This window comes from Paenibacillus sp. 2TAF8, assembly GCF_052114825.1.
GTDB lineage: Bacteria > Bacillota > Bacilli > Paenibacillales > Paenibacillaceae > Paenibacillus.
Genome location: NZ_JBFRFN010000015.1, coordinates 56,633 through 67,972 on the forward strand (window position 1 = coordinate 56,633; position 11,340 = coordinate 67,972).

Below are 11,340 nucleotides of genomic sequence, written 5' to 3' on the forward strand. Positions count from 1 at the left end.
ATGAGACCGCTTTTGACTACAGTCAATCGAGGCCTGCGCCACCCTCGCGTATGGGGCATCGCAGTGGTGTGGATGTGCTGTCTGGCGTACGTTTTGTTTCAGGGAGGAAAAACCTCGCTTATGCTTTTGTCCATGGTAACGCTACTCTGCCTGTATCTTGCGATTGCTGGATTCAGCGGCGTGAAAAGGGCTAAGGGCGTACGTAGGCTCTCTTCGGGACAGGGCCATGAAGAACTGCTTCATGCCGGTGATCAGGTTCAGGTGAAGCTGAACTTGACCATTCCTGGGTTTCTCCCGCTTCCATATGTTGTTGTTCGTGAGATACTGCATCGGCACAATGGAGAATCATGGTCGTTTAAAGAAAGTCTGATCCCAAGTATGCGGGGTGCTGGTGAATTGTCCTTTCAAACACCTCCGCTTGAGCGGGGAAAGTATGTTTTTTCGGAAACAGAGTGTGCCAGCGAGGATATTTTCGGGCTGATTGAACATCGCGGAACATTTAAGGCAAGCGGAGAGTTTCGTGTATTACCACGCACCGTATTTATACCTTACTGGCAGTTGTATGATCGCAAGTCACGCTTGTCAGGGCCACAGACGGCCTTAACCCGTTCACGCAGGGAAACAACCCAGATTAACGGAGTGCGTGACTACGTGTATGGGGATCGCCTGTCTCGCATTCACTGGAATGCAACAGCCAAGACGGGCAATTGGAAATCTAAAGAGTTTGAACATGAGTCTGTGCCTAAAACGATCTTGGTCCTGGATGCGCTGGGTGGAAGCTACCCACACGGTGAAGCATTCGAACTGGCCGTTTCCACGACAGCCTCTCTGCTGGATTACGGTAGCAGAGAACGAATGGGCATGGGATTGTTAACCTTGGCTGAAAAGGTATCCTTTATGCCTCCAAGTGAAAGTCTGATCGAACGGCAGAAGATGATGCATCATCTCGTAGATATTCAGGACAATGGACAGGACGCTTCCCTTCTTCCTGGAGTGGAGAAAATAGCCCGTCAGTTCCCGCAGGGGGCCTATTTTGTTGTTATCTCTCCACAGAAAGATGAAAAAATAATTGAACTGCTTCGCTGGGCGGATACGCGTGGAATGACTCCATGTCACATCCTGATTGATACGGCAGAATCCCGCCGAAGCGCCGAATGGAACGCCATGCTGCGCGGCAGGGGCACAAGATCATTTACTGTCGCCCATCTGCAGGAACTTCCAACGATTATGGGGGGAGGTTCGGTATGAACACCAAAGGACATCAAAGTTTCGGGTTAAAACGGTCCTGGTATCACGCGGCATCTTTGCTCTGGATATTTCTCATCGCTCTGCAGTGGATAACTTTTACTCAGGAATCCTGGTATACCGAGACAACTTCGCTGGTGCTGTGGACGCTGGCAGTGGTAAGTATTCTGGAAGTCATTCTTCCCTTCAAAGTGGTGTATCGAACAATAATCAAGGCCGTTGCGGTCTTATATATTTTGCATAAAACGTTGATTGATTACATGGTGTACATTCCTTACGGCTCGTTAACAGAGCGTATGGAGCAATTTATTATGCATATGCCTCCATATATCTGGTTTTCCTTGTGTACATGGGTAATGTTGGAGGCGGCGCTTCGTCTCGTGAACTCTACCCGCCGCATTCTTGTTTTCCTGGGAGTTAATGTGATTTCAATGGGGATCTTGGATTCCTTCACACAGATTCCGCTGTGGGGTGAGATTGCCTGGGTGATGTTTGCTGGTATGGGCTGGCTCGTATGTCAGCACTTCCGTAACTATCAGCTGCAATACCCGCAGGGTTGGAAACGAATGATTCGGTATCCTTATAAAATACTGGCCAATATAGCTATCATTTTTTCATTAATCATTGTTGCCAGTGTGAACATGCCGGAAATTCCGCCAACATTGACGGACCCATACACGGCTTGGCGGAATTACACCGGAACATCCACGAGCCAGTCGGAGAATGGGGTACTGGATATTCCTGCAGCTACAGAGTCGGGATACAGTCGGGAAGATAATCAGCTTGGCGGAGGATTTAACTTTGATTACACGCCTGTAATGTCGATTACTACGAGTGATCGAAGTTACTGGCGCGGTGAGACACGTTCTGAATATACGGGTACGGGCTGGGATGAACCTGGACGTGCAGCTATGGAGAATGTGTCAGCCAATCAAGGACTGGAAAATGAACAGGCTGGAAAAGTAAATACAAAACAAGTCACGCAGAAAGTAACAATGCTGAATGACACGGTATATCCGATCCTGTTTGGAGCGTATTCCATATCCCAAGTGAGCTCGGTGAACGGTGAGGAGAGCGCTAGTCGTATGCTTTGGAATACGGAGCGTGCCGAACTGCATGTGGTAACGTCACGTCAACAGCCCCAGTATCCCAAAACATATACGGTTATCTCAGAAGTGCCAATCATCGTGGAAGATGAGCTTCGAACCAAATCAGCTGAAGCTCTGTATACAAGCAATCCGGCAGAGGACAAGTATTTGCAATTACCGTCCCGCTTCCCTGAACGGGTAAAAGATCTCACTGCCGAGATCACAGCGTCTGCAAAAACACCGTATGAAAAAGTAGCATTACTGCAAAACTATTTACAACAAAACTTCAATTACACTAACAATCCGGATCTATCCCGAAAAGTAAGCAAGGATTTTGTTGAAGGGTTCTTGTTTGATATTCGTGAAGGGTATTGCGATTACTTTTCCACTGCGCTTGTGATGATGGCTCGGTCAGAGGGTATTCCAGCCAGATGGGTGAAGGGGTATGCACCTGGGCAGATGTCCCTTAACTCGGACTTACAGGCTCCTCGCCAGCCTGGTGCACCTATTGAAACAACGTACACGGTAACGAACGCAGATGCTCACTCTTGGGCAGAAGTGTACTTTGGCGAATATGGTTGGATTCCAGTTGAGGCAACACCTGGCTTTGATATGCCACTACTGACCGAAGCACCGGAGGTTCAGCCTGCTGACCAGCCTGAAGAGCAGCCAGAGGAAGAGCCGGTTCAAGAAGAAGAACCAACTCCTGCTCCTCAGCAGACGACAGCTGCAATTCCAACCTTTGTCATCTGGATTGCAGGTGCTGTTATCGCACTTTGGGTAGCCTACATGTTCTGGCGTAACCGTCTTTCACTGCGCTTCTTGTTGCTTCGCCTGCGTGCAGGCAGACCGTTGACACCTGAACAGAAGGTTCTTGCTGAGACGGAGCGCTGGATTCGTTATGCGAGAAGACAAGGTTTGACTCGTAGTGGGGACGAAACGCTTCGTGAGTCCGTAACTCGCTGGAGTCAGCATAGACCATCAGCTCAAGCGACACTGGAAGAGTTGCTGATGAAGTTCGAACAGACCCGTTACAGTCCGGCAACGGTAACCGCTGATGACTGGAAGGTTGTTTATCAGACGGCCTTGAAGCTGCGGAAGGAACTGAAAGCGGAACGGGCATAGATGTTGTCCGTCCCGTTTTTCCTTTTTTTATAATGATAAAAGGTGTTTGCATTTTCAGGAAAGACGGATTTGTGATATAGTGTGTCGTATGAAACTGAGGTGACTTCTTTGTTTAAAATGTTACTGCCCAAGCTGCGTGTAGACACAGTTTTTGATATTAATCTGGAAGAGCTGTACGCTCAAGGGTATCGTGGAATCATAACTGACCTGGATAATACGCTTGTTGGAGCCAAAGCACCTGATGCTACACCGGAATTGATCGAATGGTTCGCGCGTGTAAAAGAGGTGGGATTCAAGCTGATGATTGTGTCCAATAACAATCTGAATCGGGTGTCCCTGTTTGCGACTCCGCTGGATATCCAGTTTGTGCATAGTGCACGTAAACCATCGAATGTACCGTTTCGTAAAGCAATGAACATGATGGAGCTTGCTCCCGAGAAAACTATTGTTGTGGGGGATCAAATGCTCACCGACGTTTATGGAGGCAACAGACTTGGACTTTATACGGTGCTGGTGCTGCCAATTTCCATCGGAGATGAAGGCTTTATGACCCGCTTCAATCGGAGAGTAGAACGGATTGCCCTGTCGAATTTGCGTAAGAAAGGCTTATGGCTTGAGGAGGAAAAGAAGAAATGACAGAACCGCATAACGACAATATTGCCGTAAGATGCAGTGGATGCGGCGTGAATTTGCAAACGGAAAATCCGGATTTGCCCGGATATCTTCCAGAAAAAGCACTTGATCGTGAACCGGTCATCTGCCAGCGCTGTTTCCGTATCAAAAATTATAATGAGTCATCATCTGTAACGGTGGATCAGGACGAGTTCCTGGCTCTGCTCAGCAAAATTGGGGATAAGGATGCGCTCGTCATTCATATCGTTGATTTGTTTGATTTTGATGGCAGTATTATCTCTGGCTTGCAACGCTTTGTTGGAAACAATCCGGTACTGCTTGCCGTGAACAAAACGGACTTGTTGCCTAAAGTTACAAACTGGAATAAAGTTCGGAACTGGGTGCAAAAGCAAGCTAAAGAACAAGGCCTGCGGACAGTAGATGTTGTGCTCTGCAGTGCGAAGCAAAACCAAGGGTTTGACCGTCTGCTTGAGCTTGTCGGCACGTACCGTGGAGATCGGGATGTGTACGTTGTCGGTGGAACCAATGTCGGTAAATCGACACTGATTAACCGTTTGATCCGAGACTACAGCGATCTGGAGCAGGAACTGACGACCTCGCGTTATCCGGGAACGACACTGGATATGGTGAACATTCCGCTAGACGATGGAAAATATATTATTGATACGCCGGGCATTGTGTATCCTTGGCGCTTCAGTGAAATTGTATCCCGTAAGGATCTGGCTGCAATTATGCCAGAGAAACCGCTTAAACCTGCGGTATATCAATTGAATTCCGGTCAGACTCTGTTTTTCGGTGGTATGGCTCGGTTTGATTTTGTCGAAGGTGATCGTCAATCGTTCACTTGTTTTATCAGTACTGCCCTGGATATTCATCGGACAAAACTGGAACGGGCAGATGATCTATACCGTGATCACCTGGGTGAGTTGCTGTCTCCGCCAACGCGTGAGCACGCGGCCGAGATGCCGGAATGGACGAGACATGAATTCCGGATCAAACGTGGCAGTCAGTCGGACGTATTCATCTCCGGTCTAGGCTGGATCAAGGTTAACGGAGATAACGGTGCCCTGGTGGCTGTTCATGTTCCAAAAGGGATCCGGGTGCAGATTCGTCCTTCCCTGATCTAGTTTGGGTACAGGCAATTTCGAACAACGGATCAGATCGGAGGCGAGTCGATGTCAGCAGAAAATAAGTTCAATTCTTCACTTCCTGTATTACTTGGGGTTATGGGTGATCCGATTGCCCATTCCAAGTCCCCGGCCATGCATAATGCAGCTTTGCAGGCAGCGGGTGTGAACGGCATGTACATGCCGCTTCATGTGCACCCTGATCAGCTCGAAGCTGCTGTTCGTGGCATTGTGGCATTAGGCTATCGTGGAGTGAATGTCACGATTCCTCATAAGGAACAAGTGATGCAATATCTCGATGTAATCGATGAAAGTGCTCGTTTGATCGGGGCGGTGAATACCATCGTGAACGAAAATGGTACGCTGACAGGCTACAATACGGACGGGATTGGATATGTGCGTTCTCTGAAGGAGGAAGCTGTTCCTCAGATCAAAGGAAAACGAATTGCTGTTCTTGGAGCAGGTGGCGCCGCAAGAGGTGTTATCTATGCACTTGCACTCGAAAAACCCGAGCATATTAGCATCCTGAATCGTACAGCCGATAGAGCGATTACCCTTGCTGCGGATCTGCGTAGTTATGATCTAGGGGATATCTCCGGCAATGGCATGGAAGATGCTCAAGCTGCACTTGCCACAGCAGATATCGTTATTAATACGACTGCAGCTGGCATGCATCCACACATGGATGATATGCCTGTCGATCCTGCATGGATTCGTGAAGGGGCAGCCGTCAGTGATCTGATTTACAATCCGCTGGAGACCCGTCTGCTGAGTGAATCCCGTTTACGCGGATGTACCGTGCATGGCGGACTAGGCATGTTTGTTTATCAAGGAGCTGTCGCATTCGAACACTGGCTTGGCATTTCGGCTCCGGTAGATACGATGAGACAAGCGGTACTTGAGAGTTTTAAAAACAATAATTGAACGGTCAGATCCCTGAATCAGCTCCGCGCTGTACATGGGTCTGCTCAATATAAGGAGTATGGAGTATTCATGTTAACTGGTAAACAAAAGCGTTTCTTGCGTTCAGAGGCTCATCATCTGACCCCTGTTTTTCAAATTGGCAAAGGTGGCACGAATGAACACTTGTTCCGTCACATTGAAGATGCGATTGAGAAGCGCGAACTGATGAAAGTACAAGTGCTGAACAACAACCTGGATGATAGAAATGAGATTGCAGCAGAGATTGCCCGTGAAACAGGCAGCGAACTTGTACAAGTGATCGGCAGTACAATTATCCTGTACAAAGAATCACGGGATAATAAACAAATCGAACTTCCAAGATAAGGAGAGTGGCGCGGGTGAAGATCGGCATCATGGGCGGTACGTTTGATCCGATCCACATGGGGCATCTGCTGGCAGCCGAAGCGGCGAGGGATTCGCATGCACTGGATGAAATCTGGTTCATGCCTTCCCATGTCCCGCCTCACAAACCCGGAGCAGGTGCAACAGGACAGCAGCGCCTCGAGATGACGGAAGCGGCTGTAAAGGATGCTCCTCAATATGAGGTTCTGGGCATTGAAATGGAACTTGGCGGCGTATCCTATACCATCGACACGATGCGTGAATTGTGGCGCCGTCACCCTGAACATGAATTTTATTTCATCATTGGGGCGGATATGGTGAACTATCTCCCAAAATGGGAAGAGATTGAAGAGCTGGCATCCAGATTGACCTTTATCGGTGTTGGACGCCCGGGCTTTCAACTACATCTCGATGATCTGCCGGATGCATTACAGAATCGGGTACTGCTGGCTGAAATGCCGCTTGTTGATATTTCTTCCACGGCCATTCGCAGACGTCTTGCAAAAGGGCATTCGGTTCGATTTATGATTCCTGATGCAGTTCATCAATACATTGTAGGGAGCGGTTTATATGGCACTAAGCCGTGAGGAGTTAATACAGGCTGTCTCTGCACAGATGCCCGCCAAACGCTGGAAGCACACGCAGGGTGTTATGGAATCTGCAGTTGCTTTGGCAAAAAAGTACGGTGCTGATCCGGAAAAAGCGGATATTGCGGCGATTTTACATGACGTAGCTAAATATTGGCCCATAGCGGAGATGGAAGCGGTCATTCGTGATAACGGATTAAATGTTGAACTTTTACAGCATGACAAGCAGCTTTGGCATTCGGAAGTGGGTGCTTTTGTAGCTGAACGTGATTATGGTGTGTTGGATTCTGAAATTATTCATGCGATTCGGTGGCATACTTCAGGTAGGGTAGGCATGAGTCTGCTGGACAAAGTCGTATGCCTTGCCGATTATATTGAGCCTGGGCGTGATTTCCCAGGGGTGGAGTATATTCGTGACCAGGCTCAGCGCAGCCTGGAGGAAGGCTTGATTGCGGGTTTTGATTCGACCATCAGCCTGTTGCTCTCCCAGCGCCGTGTCATCTATCCGCTCACGGTCCTCTCACGTAATGATTTAATTGAACAATTATAGATTATGGAGGTTGGTTCATGACAGTATCATCGAAAGAACTTATGAACATGGTAGTTGCTGCCGCTGACGATAAAAAAGCATCAAACATTGTAGCTCTAGACCTGAACAACATTTCGCTCGTTGCAGATTATTTTGTGATCTGCCACGGGAATTCAGATACACAGGTGCAAGCCATTGCTACCGAGATTCGCAAACAGGCGCATACAGCCGGTGTAACCATTAAAGGTATTGAAGGTATGGACTCTGCACGCTGGGTGCTGATGGATCTTGGCGATGTCGTGGTTCACGTATTCCACCGTGATGAGCGCGAGTATTACAATATCGAGCGTCTCTGGTCTGACGCCAAAGTGGTGGAAACGGTATGAGTTTGATCGCAGGAACAGTCGTCTCACTGCCGGTTTCACGTGAAGTGTCTCCATTTGGCTATTTTTTGACGACAGGATCGGAAGATGTATTGCTTCACTATACCGAGCTAACTCGGGATATCAAGATTGGTGAAACGCTGGAGGTTTTTGTATTCTTTGATACAGAAGACCGTCTGGCTGTTACGATGAAAAAACCTTACCTCACGCTGGGTGAGATGGCTAAATTGGTCGTAGCTGATGTGCATCCGCGCCTCGGTTGCTTCCTGGAGATGGGTCTCGGACGTCAGTTATTGCTTCCGATTCGTGAATTACCTGAACTCGAAGAATTGCGTCCTCAAGTTGGGGATGAAGTGTTCGTGATGATGGAGCACGACAAACAGGGGCGTCTACGTGCCAAATTAGCCGGTGAACGCGAGCTTTCACCGCTTGCCTTCCACGCGCCAACCACCTGGCTGAATGAGTGGGTAGAAGCGCTGGTGTACAAGCCACTTCAGATGGGTACATTTGTACTTGTTGATGGTGGTGTACTCGGCTTCGGGGCAATCGGGATGATTCATTCCTCCGAGCGCAGTCATATGCTGCGTTTGGGTGAAAAGGTGAAATGTCGGGTTACGCTGGTAAGGGAAGATGGTCGTGTGAATCTGGCCATGACGCAGCGCAAAGAAGTTGGGCGTAACGAAGACGCAGACAAGCTGCTTGCTTTTATGAAAGAGCGCCCGATGGGTGGAATGCCGTATTCGGATGCAACGCCGCCGGATATTATCAAGCAACGTTTTGGCATCAGCAAATCCGCGTTTAAACGTGCCTTGGGCAAGCTGATGAAAGATGGACTGGTGGTACAAAAGGAAAGCTGGACTTATCTGTCCGAATCCGCTCCTAAACAGGAGCAGGAAGAGAAGTAAACCTGCGATAACGGGGTTCATCTTTTATTTAAAGTTAAATACATTCATTCTGTACGAAGTATAGTATATCTCTTGAAGCGAAGCGGATGCGTGGTGCACCGATTTAGGTAAAGCAGGGCCAGACTGGGTAAACACCGGAATGGATGCCCTGCTTTTTCTTTGGATTTTGATATTATCCGATAAGGAAAAATGAAATTGAAAGTGCGGTGCCGACATGTCTTACCGGAAATTTGCCTACGTTTACGATGAATTAATGGAAGATATGCCTTATCCGGACTGGATAAGGTTTGCAAGAACAGCCTGGGAAAAGCATGGCATGCCTAAAAGTGTGGTTGAGCTTGGCTGTGGAACAGGTTCAATCACGATTCCGCTGGTGAACTCCGGCTTTGAAGTGACGGGGATCGATCTCTCCTCCGATATGCTGTCTGTTGCCCGTAGCAAGATGGAAGCCACAGCCCAGGGACATCGTTTGTACCGGGAAGGCAGTGTTCGCTGGGTGCAGCAGGATATGCGGGAATGGAGAGTACCGGAACCGGTAGACTCTGTCATTTCGTTCTGTGATTGTGTGAACTATTTGCTGGAATCGGATGATGTGATTCGTACATTTGAGCGTACGTATGAGATGCTGAAGCCGGGAGGTACGTTTCTGTTTGACGTACATCATCCGAATACACTGATTCGGTATGATGAGGAACAGCCTTTTGTGTTGGATGAGCGCTCGGTCTCGTATATTTGGACGTGTGATTTCGATCAGGAACGGTGTGAAATTGAACATCATTTGAGCATTTTCTCGCGAATAGACGGTGGCAGCAAGGATACCTACCAGCGTTTTGAGGAAGTTCATGTGCAGCGTGCTTATGATCCGGACTGGATGAGATTGGAATTAAGCAAAGCGGGCTTCCGGGACGTGAAGGTATATGCCGACTTCGAGTGGGGAGAGGCTGGAGACAGCGCACAGCGATTGTTCTACGTAGCCGTGAAATAAAATACACTGATCAATAACAGGTTTGATGTATATTTATTATGATGAACTGTCCTTCTGCAGCAAGTGAGCATGTTGCTGGGGGCAGTTTTTTTCGAACAGATATAATCAAAGGTATTGCTGCTTGAAGCAAAGACAGCCATAATAAATGGTAATGGAAAACGTTTTCTGAAGTAGAAGAATTATAATCTCACAATGGGAGGGGTACAATTATGGAAAGTGCATATAAAACAAGATTGTCCAAAGAGCAGTTGGATCAGATTATGAAGCATCATCTCGCTGTATCGATTCAAGATCATGAGGAAATGATTGRAGGCTGGGCAAACCAAGCTTATAAAATCACACTTGATGACGGACGGAAAGTTGTTCTTAAAATTGCACCTTTGGCTGCGACCAATCTGATGCGCTGTGAACAGAATTTAATGACGGCAGAAGTTGAGGCACTCCGGCTTGTTGCCAAACTGCAGGATGTTCCTGTGCCTCAGGTGCTCGTTTATGATTCTTCGCTCCAATTCGCTCCGGCGCAATTTTTTATTATGGAATACATGTCGGGGAAACCATACAACCAGGCCAAAACGCACTGTACTCCCGAAGAGCAGGAAGAGGTTGAACAACAGTTAGGTCGTTACAATAAGCGAATCAACGAGATTCAGGGTGAACGGTTTGGTTATTTTTCCGGGAAAGACAGACAACGTGGCACATGGAGAGAAGCCTTCTTGATGTTAATGGAGGATATGCTCATCGATGGGCAAGAGGCGGAGGTTGACATCGGGATTGATTACAACGAGCTAAGACGTCTGATTGAGGAGAGAGCGGATGCACTGGATGAGGTGACCGAAGCTGTTCTGATTAGCTGGGATTTATGGGATGGCAATGTGCTGGTGCAGGATACGCAGATTACGGGCATTATCGATTTTGAACGCTCGTTATGGGGTGATCCGCTAATGGAGCATTATTTCAGTCATTTTAACTATACTCCAGGATTCCTCAAAGGATATGGACGTGAGATTACAACGGAAAATGAGCGAAAGCGCAGACGTTTGTATGATTTGTATTTTGATCTTGCTCTTCGGATTGAATGTGACTACCGTCATTATGATAACAAGGAGCATGTCGACGGGACAATCCAGAATTTGCAGGAGGGCATTGAACGTTTTCGGAAAATCTGATCAGCAGACTGTTGCATATGGTTTGTAACAGTCTGCCATGTAAACAGATGAAAGTGACATGTCATATTGACTTTGAGCTTGCATTTTTATATAATGCTTCCTATATTGTATACATATTTCGATGATAAGGATCAGTAGTAAATGCTGTACATGACAGAGAGTCGGCGGTTGGTGCAAGCCGATTGACAGTATTTTGCGAACTCGCCTTGGAGAAATGCGGTGATTACAAAGTTCTATGCCTTGTGTGCAGAACTGGAAATCC

General features: G+C 47.7%; 12 protein-coding genes and 1 other annotated feature (1 of these 13 running past the window's edge). All 12 genes read left to right on the top strand.

What is annotated here, in order from left to right:
- The 12 genes from AB4Z30_RS20710 (at position 1) to AB4Z30_RS20765 (ending at position 11,078) form a co-directional block, all read left to right on the top strand.
- Positions 1–1,248, top strand: coding sequence for a DUF58 domain-containing protein (locus tag AB4Z30_RS20710; RefSeq protein ID WP_441929362.1), 1,248 nt, complete (start codon positions 1–3; stop codon positions 1,246–1,248).
- Complete coding sequence (locus tag AB4Z30_RS20715; protein ID WP_441929363.1) at positions 1,245–3,458, top strand: DUF4129 domain-containing transglutaminase family protein; 2,214 nt, start codon at positions 1,245–1,247, stop codon at positions 3,456–3,458. The genes AB4Z30_RS20710 and AB4Z30_RS20715 overlap by 4 nt, the downstream gene beginning before the upstream one ends.
- A 108-nt stretch (positions 3,459–3,566) precedes the next feature.
- On the top strand, positions 3,567–4,094 hold the full coding sequence (locus tag AB4Z30_RS20720) for a YqeG family HAD IIIA-type phosphatase (RefSeq protein WP_441929364.1): 528 nt from the start codon (positions 3,567–3,569) through the stop codon (positions 4,092–4,094).
- Positions 4,091–5,218 (top strand): ribosome biogenesis GTPase YqeH, encoded by a 1,128-nt coding sequence (gene yqeH / locus AB4Z30_RS20725; protein ID WP_441929365.1) that lies wholly within the window; start codon positions 4,091–4,093, stop codon positions 5,216–5,218. The genes AB4Z30_RS20720 and yqeH overlap by 4 nt, the downstream gene beginning before the upstream one ends.
- A 48-nt stretch (positions 5,219–5,266) precedes the next feature.
- On the top strand, positions 5,267–6,142 hold the full coding sequence (gene aroE, locus AB4Z30_RS20730) for a shikimate dehydrogenase (protein WP_441929366.1): 876 nt from the start codon (positions 5,267–5,269) through the stop codon (positions 6,140–6,142).
- Between the two features lie 69 nt (positions 6,143–6,211).
- Positions 6,212–6,505 carry a ribosome assembly RNA-binding protein YhbY gene (gene yhbY, locus AB4Z30_RS20735; RefSeq protein WP_441929367.1) on the top strand — a complete coding sequence of 98 codons (294 nt, stop codon included), beginning with the start codon at positions 6,212–6,214 and terminating at the stop codon, positions 6,503–6,505.
- A 14-nt stretch (positions 6,506–6,519) separates the two neighbouring features.
- On the top strand, positions 6,520–7,110 hold the full coding sequence (locus tag AB4Z30_RS20740) for a nicotinate-nucleotide adenylyltransferase (protein WP_441929368.1): 591 nt from the start codon (positions 6,520–6,522) through the stop codon (positions 7,108–7,110).
- Complete coding sequence (gene yqeK / locus AB4Z30_RS20745) at positions 7,094–7,660, top strand: bis(5'-nucleosyl)-tetraphosphatase (symmetrical) YqeK (protein ID WP_441929369.1); 567 nt, start codon at positions 7,094–7,096, stop codon at positions 7,658–7,660. Before AB4Z30_RS20740 ends, yqeK begins: the two co-directional genes overlap by 17 nt.
- Positions 7,661–7,677: 17 nt before the next feature.
- On the top strand, positions 7,678–8,025 hold the full coding sequence (gene rsfS / locus AB4Z30_RS20750; protein WP_123062611.1) for a ribosome silencing factor: 348 nt from the start codon (positions 7,678–7,680) through the stop codon (positions 8,023–8,025).
- A complete protein-coding gene (locus AB4Z30_RS20755) occupies positions 8,022–8,927 on the top strand; it encodes a CvfB family protein (RefSeq protein WP_434750049.1) in 906 nt (301 codons plus the stop codon). The genes rsfS and AB4Z30_RS20755 overlap by 4 nt, the downstream gene beginning before the upstream one ends.
- Positions 8,928–9,141: 214 nt before the next feature.
- Positions 9,142–9,912 carry a class I SAM-dependent DNA methyltransferase gene (locus AB4Z30_RS20760; protein WP_441929370.1) on the top strand — a complete coding sequence of 257 codons (771 nt, stop codon included), beginning with the start codon at positions 9,142–9,144 and terminating at the stop codon, positions 9,910–9,912.
- A 209-nt stretch (positions 9,913–10,121) separates the two neighbouring features.
- The gene (locus AB4Z30_RS20765) at positions 10,122–11,078 is read left to right on the top strand and encodes a phosphotransferase family protein (protein ID WP_441929371.1); all 957 of its coding nucleotides are present in this window, start codon (positions 10,122–10,124) and stop codon (positions 11,076–11,078) included.
- 112 nt (positions 11,079–11,190) lie between these two features.
- Positions 11,191–11,340, top strand: a binding site (T-box leader); it runs 103 nt beyond the window's last position.